This is a genomic window from Noviherbaspirillum autotrophicum (genome assembly GCF_000818395.1).
GTDB classification, from domain to species: Bacteria; Pseudomonadota; Gammaproteobacteria; order Burkholderiales; family Burkholderiaceae_D; genus Noviherbaspirillum; species Noviherbaspirillum autotrophicum.
This window is the reverse complement of record NZ_JWJG01000028.1, coordinates 3,984,549-4,006,680: the sequence shown is the minus strand read 5'-3', so window position 1 is coordinate 4,006,680 and position 22,132 is coordinate 3,984,549. Positions and strand designations below refer to the sequence as shown.

Sequence of the window (22,132 nt, the reverse complement as noted above, 5' to 3'; positions counted from 1 at the left end):
TAAGCCAGGCAAGCGGGATCGTCAACGGCATTCCCGGTAAACAAGGCCGGGTGCCACGTAGTATTCGTCCTCCGCGAGCATCATCTTGCTTTGTGCTGGACAGACGCGATCAAACTGACATGTGCGCCCGTTGATGACCGCGTAGCGGTGAATCTGTGTATCCTGGTAGCTCCCGATCGGTTCAAATACACGCTCGGGTCGGATAAAAGGGGCACCTGCAGGTCGCTTGCCTGCCGATCTGGATTTGTCGAGCACACTGAGCGACTCGATATCGGTTTCGATATGACCCAGCCCGTCTTTTAGCGCCCAGAAAAAAAATACCAGACCACCCCACAACAAGAGTTCGATCAATAACAAATCCATGGCGCTGCTCCTTCATCGTCCATGTACTCTTTATACTCAATTTGTAAGAAGTCTGTAAGGTTTTTCGAAAGAAGATTTTGAAAAGAAAGACTGAGCCGGCATGGAATAAATGCCGCTATGCTGATGCACAACGGCATTGCTAAGACAAGACTGCGACTATTCGGGAGTCAGTAGGCGCGTCGGTCCAGCTTGATTTCCTGAAGAATCATTGTTGCAATTTCTTCAATCGACTTTGCAGTTGATGACATCCAGCGTATGCCTTCGCGTCGCATCATTTTTTCCGCTTCGTTGATTTCGTATCGGCAGTTTTCCAGCGATGCGTACTTGCTTCCCGGGCGTCGTTCATTGCGCACCTCAGACAGGCGGTCAGGGGCAATGGAAAGCCCGAATATCTTTTTCTTATATGCCAGCAAGCCGTTCGGGAGCTTCCCACGTTCGAAATCGTCGGGAATCAGTGGGTAATTCGCTGCCTTGATCCCGTATTGCATAGCGAGATAGAGGCTGGTCGGGGTTTTTCCGGAGCGCGACACGCCCACCAGGATCACATCGGCGGCGGCAAGATTCTGGTTCGATTGGCCGTCGTCGTGCGCGAGCGAGAAATTGATTGCCTCAATGCGGTTCTTGTAATCCTCCGAGTCGGCGATGTTATGGCTGCGTCCGACGGTATGCGTGGACTTTACGCCCAGTTCCTGCTCCAGCGGTTCGACAAAGGTCTGGATCAGGTCCATGTGCATGCCCTTGGACTGGCGCACAACCGACGACAGTTCTGCCTTGACCAAGGTCGAAAACACGATGGGGCGCTTGCCATCGACCTCGCATGCTTCGTTAATATCTCGCACTGCCTCGTAGGCCTTGTCGAGCGTGTCGATAAAAGGCAGGCGGACTTGCTTGAATCGCAACTCGAACTGAGTCAATACGGAATGGCCGAATGTCTCAGCCGTAATGCCGGTTCCGTCAGAAACGAAGAACACGGTGCGGTCGGCGGGCGGCAAATGTTGGGCGGACAAGTCTGGCATAATCTTAGCTAATTTGAAATGGTGAAAAACTCTCAGTTGTGCACGGCAGATTCCTGTTGCACACTGTAAAATGATATTTAACAGTACGCTATGCCGCGCTCACGACGAAGAATAACAAGAAATGAGCTGCGCAACCGCATATGAAGATTTCTATCATCAAACTTAAAGGGTTGTTATGTCCAACACAGTTATGGGTGCTACCCAGGGGGCTACTTACGTAGCATCTTTTGAACATTTGAGGATGACGGATGTCGAGTCCGTCGGCGGCAAGAACGCCTCGCTGGGTGAAATGATTAGCCAGCTGGCGGGTGCCGGTGTCCGTGTGCCCGGTGGCTTTGCAACCACCGCGCAGGCGTTCCGCGACTTTCTGTCATATAGCGCAGGCGGTGGTACGACGCTTGCACAGCGCATCGAGGAGCGTCTGTCGTCACTTAACATCGACGATGTGCGCGCGCTAGCAAAGGCTGGTGCCGAAATCCGTGAATGGATCGTCGAAACGCCATTCCAGCCACGCCTGGAACAGGAAATCCGCGAGTTCTATCAGCGACTCGTCGCCGACTCCACCAGTGAGATGTCGTTTGCCGTACGGTCTTCTGCGACAGCCGAGGATTTGCCGGACGCTTCGTTCGCCGGCCAGCAGGAAACCTTCCTGAACGTGGTCGGGATCGACAATGTGCTGGAAGCTATCAAGCATGTGTTCGCTTCGCTGTACAACGACCGTGCAATTTCGTATCGCGTGCACAAGGGCTTTACGCATTCCGAAGTGGCCCTATCTGCCGGCGTGCAACGCATGGTGCGTTCCGATATCGGTGCGGCTGGCGTGATGTTTACCATCGATACTGAATCTGGCTTCAAGGATGTTGTATTTATTACGTCCAGCTACGGTCTGGGTGAGACGGTGGTGCAGGGCGCAGTCAATCCGGACGAGTTCTACGTGCACAAGCCCATGCTGGAGCAGGGCAAGTTGCCGATTATCCGTCGCAATATCGGTTCCAAGCTGATCAAGATGGAGTTCACCGGCGAAGCCAAGGCTGGCCGCTCGGTGAAGACGGTGGACGTGCCGATCGAACTGCGCAACCGCTATTCGTTGAACGACCAGGAAATCGTGGAGCTGGCGAAGTATGCAGTCATCATCGAGAAGCACTATGGCCGTCCGATGGACATCGAATGGGGCAAGGACGGGCGTGACGGCAAACTGTACATCCTGCAGGCGCGTCCGGAAACGGTGAAGTCGCAGCAAAAGGCGACCGATGCGCAGCAGCGCTTCAAGCTCAAGGGCCATGGTACGGTACTGGCGTCCGGTCGTGCGATCGGCCAGAAGATCGGCGCCGGCCCGGTCCGCGTGATCCGCGATCCCTCCGAGATGGAACGCGTGCAGCCGGGCGACGTGCTGGTGGCCGACATGACCGACCCCAATTGGGAGCCGGTGATGAAGCGCGCCTCCGCCATCGTTACCAATCGTGGCGGACGTACCTGCCATGCAGCGATCATCGCGCGTGAACTGGGTGTGCCAGCTGTGGTTGGTTGCGGCAATGCGACTGACATGCTGAAAGATGGCACTCTGGTGACGGTGTCCTGCGCCGAAGGCGATGAAGGCAAAATCTACGACGGCTTGCTGGAAACCGAAGTGACCGAAGTATCGCGCGGCGAACTGCCGGAAGTGCCGGTGAAGATCATGATGAACGTCGGTAACCCGCAGCTGGCGTTCGACTTCCAGTCGATTCCGAACGGTGGCGTGGGTTTGGCGCGCCTGGAATTCATCATCAACAACAACATCGGCGTGCACCCAAAGGCGATCCTGGAATATCCGGGCATCGATGCCGACCTGAAGAAGGCGGTCGAGTCGGTCGCGCGCGGCCATGCGTCGCCCAAGGCGTTCTATGTCGACAAGCTGGCCGAAGGTATCGCGACGATTGCCGCCGCGTTCTGGCCGAGGCCGGTAATCGTGCGCCTGTCCGACTTCAAGTCGAACGAGTACAAGAAGCTGATCGGCGGTTCGCGCTACGAGCCGGATGAGGAAAACCCGATGCTCGGTTTCCGTGGCGCAGCGCGCTATCTGGCGGAGGATTTCGCCGAAGCGTTCGAGATGGAATGCCAGGCGATGAAGCGCGTTCGCAACGACATGGGCCTCACCAACGTCGAAATCATGGTGCCGTTCGTGCGGACGCTTGGCCAGGCTGAAAAGGTCGTCAATCTGCTTGCCAAGAACGGTTTGACGCGCGGCGAAAACGGCCTGCGTCTGATCATGATGTGCGAAGTGCCGTCCAACGCGATTCTGGCCGAGCAGTTCCTGGAGTTCTTTGATGGATTCTCGATCGGTTCCAACGATCTGACCCAGCTTACCCTCGGTCTGGACCGCGACTCCGGCATGGAATTGCTGGCGGCCGATTTTGACGAGCGCGACCCGGCGGTGCGGGCCTTGCTGTCCAAAGCCATTGCGGCCTGCCGTGCGCAGGGCAAGTACATCGGGATTTGCGGTCAGGGTCCGTCGGACCACCCGGATTTTGCCGAGTGGCTGATGAAAGAGGGGATCGCATCGATATCGCTGAATCCCGATACGGTGATCGATACCTGGCAAAAGCTGGCGGCAGTCCGCTGATCGGCAGGCTCGCCGTATCGAGAATAAAAAACGCGGGCTGCATGCCCGCGTTTTTGTTTGTGAATATCTGTTGTAAGTCGGCAAAAACGTACGTGGAAAGCGTTTGAGGGCAAGGAGTTTTGGATTAGACTAAGCAATCCTGTTCATGGACAACAACCAACAAAAACGGCAGTACTTGGTGGTTTTAAACCCCCGCCAGCCTTGCGGCTGCGGGGGTATTTGTTTTTGACGGGGCAAAAAACGTAGGAGCTGGAAATGGCGGAGTGGATGATCTGGCTTGTTTTCGCCGGTGCGCTGGTAATCTTGGAAATGTTTACCGGGACGTTTTACCTGCTGATGATCGGTTTGGGGCTGGTCGCCGGCGGGCTGGCTGCGATGGCCGGCATGGGGCGCGAAGTGCAGTTGGTTTGTGCGGGTGTCGTCGGCGCCATTGCGACCTACGGTCTGCGACGCAGCAAGTGGGGAGGCGCTGTGCGGCATCAAGTGGCGCGCGACCCGAATGTCAATCTCGATATCGGACAGACATTGAAGGTGGACGTGTGGAATGAAGACGGCAGGACGGCGCGTGCAATGTATCGTGGCGCATTATGGGATGTGGAGCTTGAGCATGGCGCTGACAGCGTGCCAGGCATTTTCACCATTCGGGAAATCCGGGGTAATCGCCTGATTGTTTCGAAAGGCCGCAAACAAGATAACTGACAAGAAAGGACGCAACATGCAATTCGGTTTTGGTAATCTCAGCCTGATTCTGTTTATCCTTGCGGTCGTGTTCGTCGTCAAGACGATCAACGTGGTGCCGCAGCAGCATGCCTGGGTTGTTGAACGGCTGGGAAAGTATCACGCCACGCTGGGCCCTGGCTTGAATATCGTGTTGCCGTTTATCGATCGCGTCGCTTACAAGCATTCGCTGAAGGAAATTCCGCTCGACGTCCCCAGCCAGGTTTGTATTACCAAGGATAATACGCAGCTGCAAGTGGACGGTATCCTGTACTTCCAGGTCACCGACGCCATGCGCGCTTCTTATGGATCATCCAATTATCTGATGGCGATTACGCAGCTGGCGCAAACCACCCTGCGCTCGGTAATCGGGCGCATGGAGCTCGACAAGACCTTCGAGGAGCGCGATCAGATCAACAAGGCGGTCGTCAATGCAATCGACGAGTCGGCCGCCAACTGGGGCGTCAAGGTATTGCGCTACGAAATCAAGGATTTGACGCCGCCCAAGGAAATCTTGCATGCAATGCAGGCGCAGATCACAGCGGAACGTGAAAAACGGGCCTTGATCGCCGCGTCCGAGGGGCGCAAGCAGGAACAGATTAATATCGCCAGCGGCGAACGTGAAGCGGCGATTGCCAGGTCGGAAGGTGAAAAGCAGGCAGCGATCAACCGCGCGCAAGGCCAGGCAGCCGGCATTCTCGCTATCGCCGAAGCCAGCGCGGAAGCGTTGCGCAAGACGGCATCGGCGATTCGCGAGCCGGGCGGCTCGGACGCAGTCAATCTGAAAGTGGCGGAGCAGTACGTGAATGCCTTCTCGCAGCTGGCGAAAACCAATAACTCGATTATTGTGCCCGCCAACATGAGCGACATGAGCGGCTTGATCGCCAGCGCATTGCAGGTCGTTAAAGCGCAGCAAAAAGTTTGAGCGATAAATTCTCGTTGCGAGAGCGAGGGGGCTGGCAGCAGCGGATCGCTAGCGGTAGTTAACGCCGGTGCTGCTTCATGATCGACTGCTGCTCGCGTTGCCAGTCGCGCTGTTTTTCGCTCTCGCGCTTGTCGTGCTGCTTTTTGCCTTTAGCTAAGCCGATCTCGCATTTGATACGGCCTTTGGCGTAATGCAAATTGATCGGAACTAATGTATATCCGGCACGCTCGACTTTACCGATCAGCCTCTTGATTTCTTCCGCATTCAGCAGCAGCTTGCGTGTGCGCACAGGGTCTGGTGATACATGAGTCGATGCCGTGGGCAAGGGGCTGATATGCGCGCCGAACAGGAAGACTTCGCTATTGCGCACGATGACATAGGCTTCCTTCAGTTGTACACGGCCGGCACGGATGGATTTGACTTCCCATCCTTCCAGAACCATGCCGGCTTCGTAGCGCTCCTCGATAAAGTAATCGTGGAAAGCTTTTTTATTATCAACAATGGTCATGAGTTCTGGAAACAGAGTGTGTCGGTTAAAATTTTAACTTCTTATTTTATCAAACGGTTCATTCGCGATGGCTGTCGTTCACAAGTCGGTATTGCTCGCATATAGCGCGGAACAGATGTTTGCGCTGGTGGAGAGCATCGAGGAGTATCCGAAGTTTCTACCGTGGTGCGGCGGCGCCGAAGTGCGCGCCAGGGAAGGCAGCAAGGTGTTAGCCGAGCTGACAATCAATTATCGCGGTGTGAAGCAAAGCTTTTCGACCGAGAACGCCAACACGCCGCCCACTTCGATCGAAATGCGGCTGGTCGAAGGCCCATTCAAGCAACTGCATGGTACCTGGAGTTTCAAGCCGCTGCGCAGCGACGCATGCAAGATCGAGTTCGAACTGAATTATGAGTTTTCCAGCAGAGTGCTGGAGCAATTGATTGGCCCGGTGTTCAACATGATCGCGAACAGTTTTGTCGATTCCTTCTGTAAGCGTGCGGAGACGGTGTATGGCTGACATTCGCGTGCAGGTTTGCTACGCGCGGCCGGACATGCAATTTTTGCGCGATCTGGAGCTGCCGCACGGAGCCACGCTGCAGGTGGCGGTCGAGCAAAGTGGTGTGCTGCAGGCAGCCCCGGAAATTGAACTGGGCGCCAGTCGGGTAGGTATTTATGGAAAGCTCAAAGCGCTGGATACCGTGTTGCGCGAGCACGACCGCGTCGAAATCTATCGGCCATTGACTGCCGACCCGAAAGAGTCGCGGCGCAAGCGTGCCGTGAAAAAAGATTAATAAAAAAGCCTGCGAGCGGCAGGCTTGTTGTTTGTTATTCGCATCATTTGCAGTCTTGGGCAAGTTTTCTCGCCTCGCGCAACTCGCGTTCGCGTTGTTCATCTGATAAGAATGTGCGGTCGCCGCTGCTGTCGGTCTGCGCGATGCGTTCACCCGATTCCAGCGCGCGCAGGTAACTGCGGGTTCGCTCGCAGTGCTTGCTTTTTTCGGCCGCCAAGCGGGCTTCCTCCGCTGCTTTTTTCTCTTTTTCTGCCTGCTCCATGCGCCGCTTTTTGAATTCCGCATTCTGCTCGGCCAGTGACTTCGGCGCTGTGGCATTGCTGTCAAGTGCTGTCGAATCAGGGGCGGGCCTGGCACGCTCGCCCGGTTGCTTCAATATGCGCGCGGTCGGAACCGACGGCGGGGGCGGCATATCGGAATACTGCTTCACGCCTTTTTCGTCGAGCCAGACATATTGTGCAAGCGCGGCGACCGGAATGAAAAGTGCCACAGACAAGAAGCCGGCACTGGCGAGGCGAAGGGAATTGATTCGTTTCATTGCGATCCTTTTGATCAGGGTACAGTGCGGATTTCGCCATGCTTTATCCGCCATGTCAACGAAGAGGTTTATAGTCGAAAGCAATGTAAAAAAGCCTTGCCTTGAGGATTTCTGTATAATGCGGCTTTGCGCCTATAGGAATCACTATGCGTCTACTCCAAAAAGCACTCACATTCGATGACGTGCTGCTCGTCCCGGCACACTCGGACATCCTTCCCAAAGATACTTCCCTGAAAACGCGCTTGACGCGCAATATCACGCTGAACATTCCGTTGCTGTCGGCAGCGATGGACACCGTGACCGAAGGGCGGCTTGCGATCGCAATGGCGCAGGAAGGCGGCATCGGCATCATCCACAAGAACCTGACGCCGAAGGAGCAGGCGCGTGAAGTGGCGAAGGTCAAGCGCTTCGAGTCCGGCGTGGTGCGCGACCCGATCACGATTCCGCCGACGATGAAGATCCGCGATGTAATCGCACTGTCGCAGCAGCATGGGATCAGCGGCTTCCCGGTGGTCGAGGGCAAGCTGGTCGTTGGCATCATCACCAACCGCGACTTGCGTTTCGAAGAAGAGCTGGATGCGGAAGTGCGCGCCAAGATGACGCCGCGCGAAAAGCTGGTGTATGTGAAGGAAGGCGCCGAGCTGGCGGAAGCCAAGCGCCTGATGAACAAGCACCGTCTGGAGCGGGTGATCGTGGTTAACGACGCATTCGAGCTGCGCGGACTGATCACTGTCAAGGACATCCAAAAATCCACCGAGCACCCGAATGCGAGCAAGGACGAGCACGGCAAGCTGCGCGTTGGCGCGGCGGTCGGCGTCGGCCCAGACAATGACGAGCGCATCGACTTGCTGGTGAAGGCCGGCGTCGACGTGGTCGTGGTCGATACCGCGCATGGGCACTCCAAGGGCGTGCTGGATCGTGTGCGCTGGGTCAAGAACAACTATCCGCAAGTCGACGTCATTGGCGGCAATATCGCCACTGCGGCAGCGGCAATCGCTCTGGCCGAACATGGCGCCGACGGCGTCAAGGTTGGCATCGGCCCGGGCTCGATCTGCACCACGCGTATCGTTGCCGGCGTGGGTGTGCCGCAGATTACCGCGATTTCCAACGTTTCCGAAGCTCTGAAGGGCACCGGCATTCCATGTATCGCCGACGGCGGCATCCGCTTTTCGGGCGACATCGCCAAGGCGCTGGCCGCAGGCGCGTCGAGCGTTATGATGGGGAGCATGTTTGCAGGCACCGAGGAAGCACCGGGCGAAGTGATCCTGTACCAGGGGCGCAGCTACAAATCGTATCGTGGCATGGGAAGTCTTGGCGCGATGTCTGAAGGTTCGGCCGATCGCTACTTCCAGGATGCGGCAAACAATGCGGACAAGTTTGTGCCGGAAGGGATCGAAGGACGCGTACCGTACAAGGGCAGCGTGCTGGCGATTCTGTACCAGCTGGTGGGCGGCGTGCGTTCTTCCATGGGTTACTGCGGTTGCGCGACCATCGATGAATTGCGCGAGAAGGCAGAGTTCGTCGAGATCACGTCCGCCGGCATGCGCGAGTCGCACGTCCACGACGTCCAGATCACGAAGGAAGCGCCGAACTATCGTGCGGAGTAATCCGCGTTGAAGGCAACCGCAAAATGACGAAGCCGGCAGCGGCGATGCAGTTGGAGGCGCAGCCGCCAGATGGCGGGACGGCGCAGGCGTCGGCCGGCGAGGTCGAGCAGCAGCTGCTGCGCATCCGTCGCATCGGCAAGCGGCTATTCGACGTTGCCGATTGCGTTATTGCCTTTGGCCAGATCCCGCCAGAACCGTCGAACGGAACGTCCCATCCAGGATCGGCTATTGCGGATTTCTGCCACAGGCAATCCTTGTCGGACGTGCCCGTGGTGGTGGTGGATACCTGCAATCATCCGCTGCTAGCCCGCGACAGAGCAGTATTAGATGCACCGCATATTCGCTTTTATGCGGCGCATCCGGTCCGCAATCAGGAACAAGGGTTGGTCGGACGTATTTGCCTGATCGACCACGTGCCGCGAGCCGATTTCGGGCAGGCCGAGCGGCAGTTGCTGGCCGATCTCGCGTCGCTGGTGGAGCGGGAGTTGCTGGTGCGCTCGATGAGCGCATCGCATCTTGACCTGCAAAAAAAGAACAAGAACCTGCGCCGCAAATCCCTGATCGATCCGTTGATCGGCACATGGAATCGCGGCGCAATCATGCGCATCCTGACGATTGAAGCGATCCGCTGCGACAAGGCGGGCGCCCCGCTGTCGCTGATCGTGGCCGATCTTGATTATTTCAAGAGGATCAACGACACCTACGGGCATCAGGCGGGCGACACCGTACTGGTCAAGGTCGCTAGCCGGCTACGTTCCTGCATTCGTCCGCAGGAGGCGTTGGGCCGTTATGGCGGCGAAGAGTTTTTGATCGTATTGCCGGGGGCGTCGAGTGCGACGGCTATGGCCGTCGCCGAGCGCATGCGGCAAGCGGTGGCGTCACAGCCGGAGACGATCGGCGGCACGACGTTCAATCTGACGATCAGCGCAGGCGTCGCATCGACCGATATGTTCCCGACCGCGACGACGGAAGAATTGATCAGCCGCGCCGATGTGGCGCTGTATGCCGCAAAAGATGCGGGACGTAATCGCATCGTCAAGGCAGCACCAGAATTATCCTGATTTTCAATACCAGCACACCATGCATTCTAAAATTCTCATTCTCGATTTCGGTTCCCAGGTGACCCAGCTGATTGCGCGCCGCGTGCGCGAAGCCGGCGTATTTTCCGAGGTGTATCCGTACGACGTCAGCGACGAATTCGTGCGCAACTATGGCGCCGCGGGCATCATCTTGTCCGGCGGGCCGAACTCGGTGACCGAGGGGGATACGCCGCGCGCCCCGCAGGCGGTGTTCGAACTCGGCGTACCGGTGTTCGGCATCTGTTACGGCATGCAGACCATGGCTGAACAGCTTGGCGGCAAGGTTGAAAACGGCAAGGTGCGCGAATTCGGCTATGCGGAAGTGCGCGCGCACAACCATACGGCGCTGCTCAACGGGATCAATGATGTCGTCACGCCCGAAGGCCATGGCTTGCTGAAAGTCTGGATGAGTCATGGCGACAAGGTCAATGAAATGCCGCCCGGCTTCAAGCTGATGGCATCGACCGACAACTGTCCGGTCGCCGGAATGGCTGACGAGGAACGCAAGTTCTACGCCGTGCAATTCCATCCAGAGGTGACGCATACGCTCCAGGGCAAGGCCATCCTCGGACGATTCGTGCACGAGATCTGTGGCTGCAAATCGGACTGGAACATGCCGGACTATATTTCCGAGGCCGTCGAGGCGATCCGCAAGCAGGTCGGCAGTGACGAAGTCATTCTCGGCCTGTCCGGCGGCGTCGACAGCAGCGTGGCAGCCGCGCTGATCCATCGTGCGATTGGCGATCAGCTGACCTGCGTATTCGTCGATCACGGCCTCTTGCGCCTGGACGAAGGCAAGATGGTGATGAATATGTTTGGCAAAAACCTCGGCGTGAAGGTGATTCATGTCGATGCCACCGAACAGTTCATGGGCAAGCTGGCCGGCGTGACCGATCCGGAAGCCAAGCGCAAAATCATCGGCCGCGAATTCGTCGAAGTGTTCCAGTCCGAAGCCGGCAAGCTCAAGAATGCGAAATGGCTGGCGCAAGGCACCATTTATCCGGACGTGATCGAAAGCGCGGGCAAGGGCAAGAAGACGGCGCACACGATCAAGAGCCACCACAACGTCGGCGGCCTGCCGGAGACGCTGAACTTGAAACTGCTGGAGCCGTTGCGTGAATTGTTCAAGGATGAAGTGCGCGAACTGGGCGTTGCGCTCGGCCTGCCGCACGACATGGTATACCGCCATCCGTTCCCGGGACCGGGCCTAGGCGTTCGCATCCTTGGCGAAGTAAAGATGGACTATGCCGACCTGCTGCGCCGTGCCGATGCGATCTTCATCGAAGAGTTGCGCGCCACGACGGATGAAGAAGGCAAGTCGTGGTACGACAAGACCAGCCAGGCGTTCGCCGTGTTTTTGCCGGTCAAGTCGGTCGGCGTGATGGGCGACGGCCGCACCTACGAGTATGTGGTGGCATTGCGCGCGGTGCAAACGCAGGATTTCATGACGGCGCACTGGGCGCATCTGCCGCATGATTTGCTGGGCAAGGTGTCGAACCGTATCATCAATGAAGTGCGCGGCATCAATCGCGTCGTGTACGACATTTCCGGAAAACCGCCGGCGACGATCGAGTGGGAATGAGCTACAGCGTCAAAGAGATTTTCTACACCTTGCAGGGCGAGGGCACGCATGCCGGGCGCCCTGCGGTGTTTTGCCGCTTTTCCGGCTGCAATCTGTGGAGCGGCAGGGAAAGCGACCGTGCAAGCGCAGTGTGCAAGTTCTGCGATACCGATTTTGTCGGAATGGACGGCGAACTGGGCGGGAAATATCCGGACAGTAGCAGCCTGGCAAAGACCATCGATACCCTGTGGCCGGCCGCCTATGCGGCAAGCAAGTTCGTCGTGTTCACCGGCGGCGAGCCGCTGCTGCAGCTTGACGCAGCGCTCATCGAGAGCATGCATGCCTGCGGTTTCGAAATCGCCATCGAGAGCAACGGCACACTGCCGGTGCCCGCAGGCGTCGACTGGGTATGTATCAGTCCCAAGGTCGGATCGACGCTGCAGGTACGCAAGGGCAATGAGCTGAAAGTAGTGATCCCGCAGCAAAACCAGAACCTTGACGATTACGAGCCACTCGATTTCGATCATTTTTACCTGCAGCCGATGGACGGGCCCGATGTCGAGCGCAACACGCAACGCGCAATCGAACTCTGCAAGCAGCGTCCGCAGTGGAAGCTGAGCCTGCAAACCCACAAGCTGCTGCAAATTCCCTGATTCCTAGTCTCCATGCTGACCATTACCCGTAAGCTGGAATTCGATGCTGGTCATCGCATTCCCGACCACAAGAGCCAGTGCCGCAACCTGCACGGACATCGCTACACCCTTGAAATTACGCTGATTGGCGCGGTGATCCGGGAGGAGGGTAGCTCCGACAACGGCATGATCATGGATTTTTCCGATGTGAAGTCGCTGGCGAAGCAGCATCTGGTCGACGTCTGGGACCATGCCTTCCTGGTGTATGAAAAAGACGCAACGCTGCGCGAATTCCTCGACAGCCTTCCAGGGCACAAGACTGTGGTCATTGACAGCATCCCGACCGTCGAGAACTTGGCGCAGACTGCGTTCAATATCCTGAGAGCCGCCTACCAGGACCATTACGGCACCGGCCTGCGGCTGCATAAGCTGGTGCTGCACGAGACGCCCAACTGCTGGGCAGAAATTACGGCTGACTGAACGATGCGCGACGCGATCTACATGCAGCAGGCGATTTCGCAGGCCCACAATGCATGGGCGCTGGGCGAGGTGCCCGTGGGTGCGGTCGTGGTCAAGGATGGTGAAGTCATCGCCACCGGTTTTAATCAGCCGATCGGTACTCATGACCCGACGGCACATGCCGAAATCATGGCCTTGCGGGCGGCGGCTGCCATTTTGGGCAACTATCGCCTGCCGGGTTGTGAACTGTATGTCACGCTTGAACCCTGTGCGATGTGCTCTGGTGCAATGATGCATGCGCGACTGTCGCGAGTGGTGTTCGGCGCACCCGATCCGAAGACCGGCGCCTGTGGTTCCATCGTGAATCTGTTCGAACAGGAAAAACTGAACCACCATGCCGAAGTGGTCGGCGGGGTGCTCGCGGAAGAATGCGGTGCACTGCTCAAGGATTTCTTTGCCGCGCGCAGGCGCGCAGTTCAGCGCACAACGGGCCTTGTCCCGGATCCCGATCTTGCTTGAGCGGCGGGAATGGGAGCGCTGCCGCTGGAAAAACTACATGCACGTGTAAAGTCGCCAGTCGCGGTGCCTGCCTAAGCCATACGGACAGCAGGCAGGCGACACACAGGTCCACTCCCTCTTGCCCGATCACCTCTGGCACACGCTTTGCAAAGAACACAGCATCATGTTTGGCTTGATACTGAGATAAATTTGCAGCCGAGGAACGAACACGGTGACTCGGGGCGTTGAAGGGAAGAGAATTGCCTATTATTGCTACCAATGGCATCAACCTGTCCTATGACATACAGGGCGATCCTGCCGGCGAGCCAATTCTGCTGATCGCCGGCCTCGGCCTCCAGCTCATTTCCTGGTCTGACGCATTTTGCCGGGGCCTGACCGAACAGGGATTCCGGGTCATCCGCTTTGATAACCGCGACTGCGGGCTGTCGACCAAGATGGACCATTTCGGCAAACCGCATTTGCCGACCGTCTTTTTCCACTCGCTGTTTCATCTGCCGCTGCTCAATGGCTATACGCTGTATGACATGGCAAAGGATGCCACCGGTCTGCTTGACGAACTGGGCATCGGCAAGGCACACATTGTCGGCGCATCGATGGGAGGGATGATCGCGCAAATCGTCGCGGCCACATCTCCGCATCGCACGCTGACGCTGACATCGATCATGTCGACCAGCGGACGCCCCGGATTGCCCGGGCCGACGCTGGCGGCCCATAACGCCTTGTTTTCGTCGCCCGACAATCCGCGTGATATCAACAGCGTAATTGACTACTTCGTAAAGATGTTCCGGGTGATCGGCAGCCCGGGCCATCCGACACCCGAAGCGGAGCTACGCAGGCGCGTGGCGCAAAGCGTACGGCGCAACGTGTGCCCAGGCGGGAGCGCGCGCCAGATCATGGCCGTGGCGGCCTCGGGCGACCGTGTCGCCTTGCTGCGCACGATCAAGGCGCCGTCCCTGGTCATTCACGGCAGCGACGATCCGCTGGTGCCGATTGCCTGCGGCCGCGATACTGCAAGATGGATACCGAACGCGACCATGCATGAAATCGAAGGCATGGGACACGATTTCCCGCCTGCGCTCGATGCGGTGTTGTCGGATTTGATTGGCGCGCATTGTCGGTGTGGCACCGAACCGGAAGCGCGGCGCGCGTGAAAAGTCGTTGACTTCAGAGTGCCTATTTTTCTGGGAAACTTTCTCTGTGGAAATATAAAATGGTATGCTGATTCGACCATCAGTAACTGCAAGGAGGAGAGGCATGTTTGCGCAGCGGCTTAATTTTCGACATGGAGTGCTTCAAGTGAAAAATGAACGACAGGCGCAACAGGCTGCGGAACATATTAAGGCGCCGGGCTGGTTCAAGCTGGTGCTGGAAGGGCGCGCGCCGTGGGAATTGTGGGCATCGCTGATCGCGCTGCCAGTGTTGAAAAATGCACCGAAAGGAGACGGCCATCCGGTCATGGTGTTTCCGGGGCTGGCGACAGGCGACATGACGACGCTTGTGCTGCGCAATTTTTTGAAGGATCGCGGCTATATTCCCTTTGCATGGGAGCAAGGGGTTAACCGTGGCCCACGCCCGGGCGTAATCGAGACTTGTGTCGAACGCGTGCAGGAATTGCGTTCGGAGCATGGCTGCACCGTCAGCCTCGTGGGCTGGAGCTTGGGCGGGATCTACGCGCGCGAGATCGCCAAGATGGTGCCGGACGACGTGCGCACGGTGATCACTTTGGGTTCGCCGTTTACGGGCCATCCCAAAGCGACCAATGCGTGGCGGCTGTATGAGTTCGCAAGTGGCCGCAGCATCGATGACGATGCGCGCATCGCTGATCTGCGGAGCACACCGCCGGTCCCGACCACATCGATTTTCAGCCGCACCGATGGTGTCGTGGCATGGCAGTGCAGCCTTGAGGAAGAGACCGAGCGCTCCGAGAATATCGAAGTCCACGCCAGCCACATCGGGATGGGCATGAACCCGACCGCGTTGTATGCCATCGCCGACCGGTTGGCCCAGGCGGAAGGCGAGTGGCAGCGCTTCGACCGCGAAGGCCTGGCAGGCCTGAAGAAGCTGCTGTACCGCGACCCGCGCCGCAATCCGCGCTTCGGCGTTTTTTAAAGTACCCTGCAGCAGCCATACGTGCGGCCGGCGCGAGGCGCTTCGCCGACTGTCATGGCGTCTCGCTGAACCAATTCCTTTCGAAAACGAATGGTTATCTCCACCACAGCGCCCGCCGGCACGGGGGTGGCGATAGTTGCTCCCGGCGGCTACGCGCCGGACGAAGCGGCGCTCGGACGGGCAATCGAACGATTGCAGGCGCAGGGCTGCCTCGTCCATAACTACTATGATCCCCAGCAAAAGCATGAACGTTTTGGCGCTACCGATGAGGGCCGGTTGCGGCAGATTCATGCTGCAGCCGTCGATCCCGAGGTGCAGATCGTGCTTGCGCTGCGCGGCGGATATGGCATGTCGCGCATCTTGCCGGCACTGGATTTCAGGATGCTCGCAGCAAGCGGGAAACTCTTTGTCGGACATAGCGACTTTACTGCGTTGCAGATGGGGTTGCTGGCGCAGCAAGGCGCAATCAGTTTTGCCGGGCCGATGGTTTGCGACGATTTCACCCGGGAGGAAGCAAGTGTCTATACGTTGCAGCAGTTCTGGCAATGCGTGAGCCAGCCGTCGTACGAAATCGGTTTCCATGCAGATGATAATCCGCCGCTGGACGTGTCCGGCATTCTGTGGGGCGGCAATCTGACGATGCTGACCCATCTTGTCGGCACGCCCTATATGCCGCGCATCGAGGGCGGCATATTGTTCGTCGAGGATGTGAATGAGCATCCATATCGCGTCGAGCGCATGCTGCAGCAATTGCTGCATGCCGGCCTGCTCGGACAGAAGGCACTGGTGCTCGGCGATTTCTCGAATTACCGACTGAGCACATACGACAATGGCTATGACTTTGGCGCGATGCTCGCCTATTTGCGTGCGCAATTGCCCATGCCGGTATTGACGGGGCTGCCGTTCGGGCATATCCGCGACAAGGCGACACTGGTCGTCGGCAGCCAGGCGCGGCTGCAATCGGATGGGCGCAACGCGATTCTTTCCATGAGCGGCTATCCCGCACTAAGACATGCCCGCTGATGGCCCCACCAGAAACTTTGTTCGCAAGGCCAGGCTGTCGCCATGTGCCAGCAAAGACAGGCCAGGCTGATCCGGCATGTGGAAGGCATCGATCGGATGGGTGGTCGGCTCGATGCAAAAGTAATCGTAGCCGGGGGGGCGGTAAAACAGCAGATAGCCATTGCAATCCGGCATCACCATCGTGACCGAGATCCCGTGGTCCGGGTAGTCGATAACGGCCTTGCCGTTCCAGCCGGTATAGCAGTTGTCGATCAGCGGCCCGTCCAGAGAGGCGGGCGTATTGTAGTCCCAGCCTTGGGGGAAGTGTGTCGAATGGCCGGTCGGTATCGAATCGGTATCGGCTTGCCAGACACCCTCGGCCTTGAAACGCAGCCGGGTTGCCGCATTGCGCAGGAAGTAAGGATGCAGTCCGAGGCCGTAAGGTAGTGTCTGTTGCCCCAAATGGGTGACCGTCAAGTCGATTTGCAGGCCGTCGGGCAAAAGCAGGAAGGTCTCAGTGCCGCGGTAATGGTATGGATTACCGTCGAAATGGCGCGATTCGAGTACCAGCTTGACATGGTTGTTGCTGCGCTCCGCCACTTGCCAGGCCTGCAGCCAGCCGTCGCCATGAATCGGATATCGCTCTTCGCTGCGGTTGGCAGGAATCGGGTAGAAGGTGCCTTCATGCTCGAAGCCGCCATGCGTAACGCGGTTCGACCATGGCACCAGCGGGAAGCAGGCGACCGTATAACGGTCGACGGACACGCCGTCCCATGCGCGAAAGAGCGGCGTCCATCCATGCTGCGGTTTCCAGTCCCAGTCAATCACACTGCCACCCATTTCCGGGGCCACTTGCAAGCGTTGCTTTTCGGATTCAAGGACGATAATGTCGGCTGTCATGGCAATGCGCCCATCCACGGAAGAGATTGGCCGATAAGCTGGCAATATGGTTAGCGTAAATAGACCTCTCGCCAGCGCTTCCTGTTCCAATTGCTATTGGAACAGACCAATTGCCGTCGGCGTTATCGTGCGGCAAACCTGCTGAAGCATTGCCGGTACAGCGCAAAGTCCTGCCGCTTCCTGGAATGGTAAAATAGACGGTTATCCAAAATCTATTCTGCAAGAGGCTTTACTCAGTGCTTTCCACCGCAAATATCACGATGCAGTTCGGCCCCAAGCCGCTGTTTGAAAACATTTCCGTCAAATTCGGCGACGGCAACCGTTACGGCTTGATTGGCGCCAACGGCTGCGGCAAGTCCACCTTCATGAAAATTCTGGGCGGCGATCTGGAGCCGAGTTCCGGCACCGTCATGCTCGACGCGAATGAGCGCCTGGGTAAGCTGCGCCAGGACCAGTTCGCCTATGAAGACAAGCGCGTGCTCGACGTCGTGATGATGGGCCACACTGAAATGTGGGCGGCAATGACCGAGCGCGACGCCATTTATGCCAACCCGGACGCGACCGACGACGACTACATGCGTGCCGCCGATCTCGAAGCGAAGTTCGCCGAGTACGATGGCTACACCGCCGAATCGCGTGCGGGCGAGCTGCTGCTGGGCGTGGGGGTGCCGATCGAACAGCACCAGGGACCGATGAGCAACGTCGCGCCAGGCTGGAAGCTGCGCGTGCTGCTGGCGCAGGCGCTGTTCTCGAATCCGGACATCCTGCTGCTGGACGAGCCGACCAACAACCTCGACATCAATACCATTCGCTGGCTGGAAGACGTACTCAACGAGCGCAACTCGACGATGATCATCATCTCGCATGACCGCCACTTCCTGAACCAGGTCTGCACACACATGGCCGACATGGACTACGGCACGCTGAAGATCTACCCGGGCAATTACGACGACTACATGCTGGCGTCGTCGCAGGCGCGCGCGCAGCAGATGGCCGCCAATGCGAAGGCCAAGGAGCGGGTGGCGGAGTTGCAGGAATTCGTGCGCCGATTCTCGGCCAACAAATCGAAGGCGCGCCAGGCTACTTCGCGCGCCAAGCAGATTGAAAAAATCAAGGTGGAGGATGTCAAGCCGTCCAGCCGCCAGGAACCGTTCATCCGCTTCGAAGGGGAGAAGAAGTTGCATCGTCAGGCCGTCGAAGTGCAGAGCATGTCAAAGGCTTACGACCGCACGATTTTCAAGAACCTGAATCTGATGGTCGATGCGGGTGAAAAGATCGCCATCATTGGCGCCAATGGTGCCGGTAAAACCACGCTATTGCGCTGCATCGGCGGCGACTTGTGCGGCTTGCACCCGGACAGCGGCAACGCGAAATGGGCGGAGAATGCCAACGTCGGCTACATGCCGCAGGACCCGACCGAGGAATTTGCGGTCGACAAAAACCTGACCGACTGGATGGGCCAGTGGACCAAGGAAGGCGACGACGACCAGGCGGTGCGCTCGATCCTGGGCCGCCTGCTGTTTTCCGGCGACGATGTGAAGAAATCGGTGAAGGTGCTGTCGGGCGGCGAGAAGGGCCGCATGATGTACGGCAAGCTGATGTTGGGCCGCCATAACGTCCTGCTGATGGACGAGCCGACCAACCATATGGACATGGAGTCGATCGAGTCGCTCAACATCGCATTGGACAAGTACGCCGGTACGCTGATTTTCGTGTCGCACGACCGTGAATTCGTTTCGTCGCTCGCAACTCGCATCCTCGAAGTGAAGGATGGCGAAGTGATCGACTTCCACGGCAACTACGAAGAGTATCTGGCCAGCCAGGGCATCGAATAATCGGTGCGGCAGGGCGCGCTTGCCCTGTCGCGCGGTTGCACGCTACTCGGCTGCCGGCTGCGCGGGAATGGTATCGGCCGGCGCGCTTTCGCCCAGGTAGAGCAACTGGTCGAGCCGCTGGCGCAGGCTGCGGGCAGCTTCGTCGCCTTTCGCTTTCAGCACGGCTTCCAGGTAAGGCAGGCGCAATGCGCGGAATTCCTCGATCGAACCAGCCTTTTCAACCTTGAGTTGCAAGGCATAGCCGCGCAAACCGATCATGCTCTTGATGGTCTGCGTGTAGAAATGGTAAATGGCCTGAAACTGGTTTTGCCCTTCCGGCAGGGGCGCCTCGGAAGCGGCGGCAGTGGCGACGAGAGGCTCTAGCGGCGCGGACACTACTTCCGGCGCCTGCTCGGGAACAGCGGCCTGGATGAACCCCTGATCGGCCAGTTCAGCCAGGCTGGTTTCCGACAAACCCAGGCTGGACACTTTCTTGAGCAGATCGTCGCCGGTATGCTTTCCATCGATCATGACCAGCAGGGTACGCAAGCGTGGCGCAAGCTGGTATTTGCGCGTCGCAATTTCTTCGCGGCCCTTGTCCGTCTTGTCAAAAACTGTGTTAATCATAGTCTCCACTTCCACTACAAGAAAACTCCGGTGCCTGATTGTATGGATTTGTTAATTCTTACAGGCAACGTTTAGAATTGGCTAGTTATAGAGAAATACCGGCGCAAGTTGTTGATGATCCTCAACTTAGTATGCAATCTATTTGACTGTGCGTAAATATATTTTGGGAATCCATTTGCGCCGTTGTGGATACGAATCACTTGAAATACTTCCCTTGATCCCCAAGTTCGGTTTTATCGGGCATACTGATTCTTTGGCGGCGCCAACAGCAATTTCGTATTGCCATCTAGGCATTGCAATTTGATTAATCGTTTTAATACCATGCAGACTCAATCCATCAAAACCGTCGAATTCGAGCGCCCGCAAATGGAGGCGGGAACCAGTTGTACCGCCAATGCATGGGCGCGCGTGCCGGCTGCCCCGACGCCTGCCGAAAAGGCCGAGCTGAAGGAGCGCATCCGGCGCCTGCTGAAGGAAAAGGAGGCGGTGCTGGTGGCGCACTATTACGTCGATGCGGACCTTCAGGATCTGGCCGAGGAAACCGGCGGATGCGTATCCGATTCGCTTGAGATGGCGCGCTTCGGTCGCGATCATCCAGCCAAGACGCTGGTGGTGGCGGGCGTGAAGTTCATGGGCGAGACGGCAAAGATCCTGAGCCCGGACAAGACCATCCTGATGCCCGACCTGGATGCCACCTGTTCGCTCGACCTGGGCTGCCCGGCCGACGAGTTCGCGGCATTCTGCGACGCCCATCCGGACCGTACCGTGGTGGTGTACGCCAATACCAGTGCCGCGGTGAAGGCGCGCGCAGACTGGATGGTGACATCCTCGATCGGGCTGGAAATCGTCGAGCACCTGCATGCGCAGGGCAAGAAGATCCTGTGGGCGCCGGACAAGCACCTGGGCAGCTACATCCAGAAGAAAACCGGGGCTGACATGCTGCTGTGGCAGGGCTCTTGCCTGGTGCACGACGAGTTCAAGGGAATCGAACTCGAGCTGCTGAAAAAGGAACATCCGAATGCGAAGGTGCTGGTGCATCCGGAGTCGCCGGAATCGGTCGTGGCGCAAGCAGACGTGGTCGGCTCGACCTCGCAGCTGATCGCCGCGGCGCAAAAACTGGATGCAACCGAATTCATCGTCGCCACCGACAACGGCATCCTGCACAAGATGCGCATGGCTGCGCCCGGCAAGCGCTTCATCGATGCGCCCACCGCAGGCAACAGCGCCACCTGCAAGAGCTGCGCGCATTGCCCGTGGATGGCGATGAACGGCTTACAGAATCTCGCTGAGGTGCTGGAAACAGGGAAGAACGAGATACACGTCGATCCGGAAATCGGCCGCAAGGCATATGTATGCATTGACCGCATGCTCGCGTTTGCCGCGCAGCGCAAGGCCAATGTGCGCCCGTCGGGCGACCTGGCGAAAGAACAGAAACTATTTGCGGGGATCGGACCGGCATGAGCACACTGAAGAATACATTTGCGCCATTCGACGCGGCGCTGAAGGCGGCCTTCGAGGCGAATATCCAGGCGGCGCTGACCGAAGACGTCGGCAGCGGCGACGTCACCGGCTTGCTGGTGCCGGAAAGCGAGTGGGTGAAGGCGCGCGTCATCGTGCGTGAAGAGGCGGTGCTGTGCGGCGCGCCGTGGTTCGAGGGCGTGATGGTGCAGCTCGACGCGCGTATCCGCATCGACTGGCGCTACGCGGAAGGCGACCTGATGCGCGCCGACAGCGAAGTGTGCATCATCGATGCGCCGGCGCGCGCATTGCTGACGGCGGAACGCGGCGCGCTGAATTTCCTGCAGCTGCTGTCCGGCGTGGCGACGGCCACCCGCCAGTATGTCGACACGATCAGGGGCACGCGCTCGGCGATCCTCGATACCCGCAAGACCCTGCCGGGGCTGCGCCTGGCGCAGAAGTACGCGGTGCGCGTCGGCGGCGGGCAGAACCAGCGCCTGGCCCTGTATGACGGCATTCTCATCAAGGAAAACCATATCGCCGCAGCAGGCGGCGTAACCGCGGCGATGCGTACTGCGCAAGGCCTGAATGCCGGCGTGACGATCCAGGTCGAAGTGGAAAACCTGGCTGAGCTAGAAGAGGCGCTGGCAGCAGGCGCGACTTCGGTGCTGCTCGATAATTTCACGCTGGAGATGATGCGCGAGGCGGTGAAGATGACGGGCGGACGGGCGCTGCTGGAGGCTTCCGGCGGCGTCAACATGAAGACGGTGCGCGATATCGCCGAAACCGGCGTCGACCGGATCTCGATCGGCAGCCTGACCAAGGATGTGCGGGCGACCGATTATTCATTGCGCATTATCGGATAAAGTTCTTTTCTTTTGGACGCGGCAATTAAAAAGGCCGCAGCGCGTTCATCGACGTGCTGC

23 protein-coding genes are annotated in these 22,132 nt (G+C 58.3%); 17 read left to right on the top strand and 6 right to left on the bottom strand.

What is annotated here, in order from left to right; all coding sequences use genetic code 11:
• Positions 1–21: 21 nt before the first annotated feature.
• Together TSA66_RS19880 and ppsR are read right to left on the bottom strand one after the other, a co-directional pair.
• On the bottom strand, positions 22–363 hold the full coding sequence (locus TSA66_RS19880; RefSeq protein ID WP_040041248.1) for a hypothetical protein: 342 nt from the start codon (positions 361–363) through the stop codon (positions 22–24).
• Positions 364–530: 167 nt separating this feature from the next.
• Positions 531–1,379 (bottom strand): posphoenolpyruvate synthetase regulatory kinase/phosphorylase PpsR, encoded by an 849-nt coding sequence (gene ppsR, locus TSA66_RS19875; protein ID WP_040041247.1) that lies wholly within the window; start codon positions 1,377–1,379, stop codon positions 531–533.
• Positions 1,380–1,554: 175 nt separating this feature from the next.
• Here ppsR and ppsA point away from each other — a divergent pair, with 175 nt between their 5' ends.
• The 3 genes from ppsA to TSA66_RS19860 all read left to right on the top strand — a co-directional run bounded on the left by ppsA (position 1,555) and on the right by TSA66_RS19860 (position 5,620).
• Positions 1,555–3,978: a phosphoenolpyruvate synthase gene (gene ppsA / locus TSA66_RS19870; protein ID WP_084199762.1), complete on the top strand. Its 2,424-nt coding sequence runs from the start codon at positions 1,555–1,557 to the stop codon at positions 3,976–3,978.
• 267 nt (positions 3,979–4,245) lie between these two features.
• Positions 4,246–4,677, top strand: coding sequence for an NfeD family protein (locus TSA66_RS19865; RefSeq protein WP_332309947.1), 432 nt, complete (start codon positions 4,246–4,248; stop codon positions 4,675–4,677).
• 16 nt (positions 4,678–4,693) lie between these two features.
• Positions 4,694–5,620: an SPFH domain-containing protein gene (locus TSA66_RS19860; RefSeq protein WP_040041244.1), complete on the top strand. Its 927-nt coding sequence runs from the start codon at positions 4,694–4,696 to the stop codon at positions 5,618–5,620.
• 58 nt (positions 5,621–5,678) lie between these two features.
• Here the strand turns inward: TSA66_RS19860 and smpB are convergent, their stop codons facing one another.
• Positions 5,679–6,128: an SsrA-binding protein SmpB gene (gene smpB, locus TSA66_RS19855; RefSeq protein ID WP_040041243.1), complete on the bottom strand. Its 450-nt coding sequence runs from the start codon at positions 6,126–6,128 to the stop codon at positions 5,679–5,681.
• Between the two features lie 67 nt (positions 6,129–6,195).
• Here smpB and TSA66_RS19850 point away from each other — a divergent pair, with 67 nt between their 5' ends.
• Both TSA66_RS19850 and TSA66_RS19845 read left to right on the top strand, forming a co-directional pair.
• Positions 6,196–6,627, top strand: coding sequence for a type II toxin-antitoxin system RatA family toxin (locus TSA66_RS19850; RefSeq protein WP_040041242.1), 432 nt, complete (start codon positions 6,196–6,198; stop codon positions 6,625–6,627).
• On the top strand, positions 6,620–6,901 hold the full coding sequence (locus tag TSA66_RS19845; RefSeq protein ID WP_040041241.1) for an RnfH family protein: 282 nt from the start codon (positions 6,620–6,622) through the stop codon (positions 6,899–6,901). Before TSA66_RS19850 ends, TSA66_RS19845 begins: the two co-directional genes overlap by 8 nt.
• A 43-nt stretch (positions 6,902–6,944) precedes the next feature.
• On the opposite strand, the gene TSA66_RS19840 is transcribed toward TSA66_RS19845, so the two are convergent.
• Positions 6,945–7,493, bottom strand: coding sequence for a DUF4124 domain-containing protein (locus TSA66_RS19840; RefSeq protein ID WP_232429499.1), 549 nt, complete (start codon positions 7,491–7,493; stop codon positions 6,945–6,947).
• Between the two features lie 92 nt (positions 7,494–7,585).
• Here TSA66_RS19840 and guaB point away from each other — a divergent pair, with 92 nt between their 5' ends.
• The 9 genes from guaB (at position 7,586) to ldcA (ending at position 16,428) form a co-directional block, all read left to right on the top strand.
• Positions 7,586–9,046, top strand: a complete 1,461-nt coding sequence (gene guaB, locus TSA66_RS19835) for an IMP dehydrogenase (RefSeq protein WP_040041240.1) — start codon at positions 7,586–7,588, stop codon at positions 9,044–9,046.
• Between the two features lie 23 nt (positions 9,047–9,069).
• A complete protein-coding gene (locus tag TSA66_RS19830; RefSeq protein WP_052452466.1) occupies positions 9,070–10,107 on the top strand; it encodes a sensor domain-containing diguanylate cyclase in 1,038 nt (345 codons plus the stop codon).
• 19 nt (positions 10,108–10,126) lie between these two features.
• The gene (guaA, locus tag TSA66_RS19825; protein ID WP_040041239.1) at positions 10,127–11,707 is read left to right on the top strand and encodes a glutamine-hydrolyzing GMP synthase; all 1,581 of its coding nucleotides are present in this window, start codon (positions 10,127–10,129) and stop codon (positions 11,705–11,707) included.
• Complete coding sequence (gene queE / locus TSA66_RS19820) at positions 11,704–12,339, top strand: 7-carboxy-7-deazaguanine synthase (RefSeq protein ID WP_040041238.1); 636 nt, start codon at positions 11,704–11,706, stop codon at positions 12,337–12,339. The genes guaA and queE overlap by 4 nt, the downstream gene beginning before the upstream one ends.
• Before the next feature lie 12 nt (positions 12,340–12,351).
• Positions 12,352–12,798, top strand: coding sequence for a 6-carboxytetrahydropterin synthase QueD (gene queD / locus TSA66_RS19815; RefSeq protein WP_040041237.1), 447 nt, complete (start codon positions 12,352–12,354; stop codon positions 12,796–12,798).
• A 3-nt stretch (positions 12,799–12,801) separates the two neighbouring features.
• Entirely contained in the window at positions 12,802–13,296 is a 495-nt protein-coding gene (gene tadA / locus TSA66_RS19810) for a tRNA adenosine(34) deaminase TadA (RefSeq protein WP_040041236.1), read from the top strand.
• Positions 13,297–13,535: 239 nt separating this feature from the next.
• Positions 13,536–14,447 (top strand): alpha/beta fold hydrolase, encoded by a 912-nt coding sequence (locus tag TSA66_RS19805; RefSeq protein ID WP_040041235.1) that lies wholly within the window; start codon positions 13,536–13,538, stop codon positions 14,445–14,447.
• 145 nt (positions 14,448–14,592) lie between these two features.
• Complete coding sequence (locus TSA66_RS19800; protein WP_040042799.1) at positions 14,593–15,405, top strand: alpha/beta fold hydrolase; 813 nt, start codon at positions 14,593–14,595, stop codon at positions 15,403–15,405.
• A 90-nt stretch (positions 15,406–15,495) separates the two neighbouring features.
• Positions 15,496–16,428, top strand: a complete 933-nt coding sequence (gene ldcA / locus TSA66_RS19795; RefSeq protein WP_040041234.1) for a muramoyltetrapeptide carboxypeptidase — start codon at positions 15,496–15,498, stop codon at positions 16,426–16,428.
• Here ldcA and TSA66_RS19790 read toward each other — a convergent pair.
• On the bottom strand, positions 16,411–17,307 hold the full coding sequence (locus TSA66_RS19790; protein WP_052452465.1) for an aldose 1-epimerase: 897 nt from the start codon (positions 17,305–17,307) through the stop codon (positions 16,411–16,413). The genes ldcA and TSA66_RS19790 overlap by 18 nt on opposite strands.
• A 236-nt stretch (positions 17,308–17,543) precedes the next feature.
• On the opposite strand from TSA66_RS19790, the gene TSA66_RS19785 reads away from it, so the two are divergent.
• Positions 17,544–19,142 carry an ABC-F family ATPase gene (locus TSA66_RS19785; RefSeq protein ID WP_084199758.1) on the top strand — a complete coding sequence of 533 codons (1,599 nt, stop codon included), beginning with the start codon at positions 17,544–17,546 and terminating at the stop codon, positions 19,140–19,142.
• 42 nt (positions 19,143–19,184) lie between these two features.
• On the opposite strand, the gene TSA66_RS19780 is transcribed toward TSA66_RS19785, so the two are convergent.
• Positions 19,185–19,748: a hypothetical protein gene (locus tag TSA66_RS19780; protein ID WP_040041231.1), complete on the bottom strand. Its 564-nt coding sequence runs from the start codon at positions 19,746–19,748 to the stop codon at positions 19,185–19,187.
• A 321-nt stretch (positions 19,749–20,069) separates the two neighbouring features.
• Here TSA66_RS19780 and nadA point away from each other — a divergent pair, with 321 nt between their 5' ends.
• Positions 20,070–21,209 (top strand): quinolinate synthase NadA, encoded by a 1,140-nt coding sequence (gene nadA / locus TSA66_RS19775; protein WP_040041230.1) that lies wholly within the window; start codon positions 20,070–20,072, stop codon positions 21,207–21,209.
• A complete protein-coding gene (nadC, locus tag TSA66_RS19770; RefSeq protein ID WP_040041229.1) occupies positions 21,206–22,072 on the top strand; it encodes a carboxylating nicotinate-nucleotide diphosphorylase in 867 nt (288 codons plus the stop codon). The genes nadA and nadC overlap by 4 nt, the downstream gene beginning before the upstream one ends.
• Positions 22,073–22,132: the final 60 nt, after the last annotated feature.

What these genes read in the sequence shown, in the direction of transcription:
- TSA66_RS19880 (WP_040041248.1), bottom strand. Translation starts at nt 363, where the DNA reads ATGGATTTGTTATTGATCGAACTCTTGTTGTGGGGTGGTCTGGTATTT.
- nadC (WP_040041229.1), top strand. Translation starts at nt 21,206, where the DNA reads ATGAGCACACTGAAGAATACATTTGCGCCATTCGACGCGGCGCTGAAG.
- TSA66_RS19845 (WP_040041241.1), top strand. Translation starts at nt 6,620, where the DNA reads ATGGCTGACATTCGCGTGCAGGTTTGCTACGCGCGGCCGGACATGCAA.
- ppsR (WP_040041247.1), bottom strand. Translation starts at nt 1,379, where the DNA reads ATGCCAGACTTGTCCGCCCAACATTTGCCGCCCGCCGACCGCACCGTG.
- TSA66_RS19790 (WP_052452465.1), bottom strand. Translation starts at nt 17,307, where the DNA reads ATGACAGCCGACATTATCGTCCTTGAATCCGAAAAGCAACGCTTGCAA.
- TSA66_RS19840 (WP_232429499.1), bottom strand. Translation starts at nt 7,493, where the DNA reads ATGGCGGATAAAGCATGGCGAAATCCGCACTGTACCCTGATCAAAAGG.
- queD (WP_040041237.1), top strand. Translation starts at nt 12,352, where the DNA reads ATGCTGACCATTACCCGTAAGCTGGAATTCGATGCTGGTCATCGCATT.
- TSA66_RS19860 (WP_040041244.1), top strand. Translation starts at nt 4,694, where the DNA reads ATGCAATTCGGTTTTGGTAATCTCAGCCTGATTCTGTTTATCCTTGCG.
- queE (WP_040041238.1), top strand. Translation starts at nt 11,704, where the DNA reads ATGAGCTACAGCGTCAAAGAGATTTTCTACACCTTGCAGGGCGAGGGC.
- guaA (WP_040041239.1), top strand. Translation starts at nt 10,127, where the DNA reads ATGCATTCTAAAATTCTCATTCTCGATTTCGGTTCCCAGGTGACCCAG.
- ldcA (WP_040041234.1), top strand. Translation starts at nt 15,496, where the DNA reads ATGGTTATCTCCACCACAGCGCCCGCCGGCACGGGGGTGGCGATAGTT.
- tadA (WP_040041236.1), top strand. Translation starts at nt 12,802, where the DNA reads ATGCGCGACGCGATCTACATGCAGCAGGCGATTTCGCAGGCCCACAAT.
- smpB (WP_040041243.1), bottom strand. Translation starts at nt 6,128, where the DNA reads ATGACCATTGTTGATAATAAAAAAGCTTTCCACGATTACTTTATCGAG.
- guaB (WP_040041240.1), top strand. Translation starts at nt 7,586, where the DNA reads ATGCGTCTACTCCAAAAAGCACTCACATTCGATGACGTGCTGCTCGTC.
- TSA66_RS19780 (WP_040041231.1), bottom strand. Translation starts at nt 19,748, where the DNA reads ATGATTAACACAGTTTTTGACAAGACGGACAAGGGCCGCGAAGAAATT.
- TSA66_RS19850 (WP_040041242.1), top strand. Translation starts at nt 6,196, where the DNA reads ATGGCTGTCGTTCACAAGTCGGTATTGCTCGCATATAGCGCGGAACAG.
- nadA (WP_040041230.1), top strand. Translation starts at nt 20,070, where the DNA reads ATGCAGACTCAATCCATCAAAACCGTCGAATTCGAGCGCCCGCAAATG.
- TSA66_RS19865 (WP_332309947.1), top strand. Translation starts at nt 4,246, where the DNA reads ATGATCTGGCTTGTTTTCGCCGGTGCGCTGGTAATCTTGGAAATGTTT.
- ppsA (WP_084199762.1), top strand. Translation starts at nt 1,555, where the DNA reads ATGTCCAACACAGTTATGGGTGCTACCCAGGGGGCTACTTACGTAGCA.
- TSA66_RS19830 (WP_052452466.1), top strand. Translation starts at nt 9,070, where the DNA reads ATGACGAAGCCGGCAGCGGCGATGCAGTTGGAGGCGCAGCCGCCAGAT.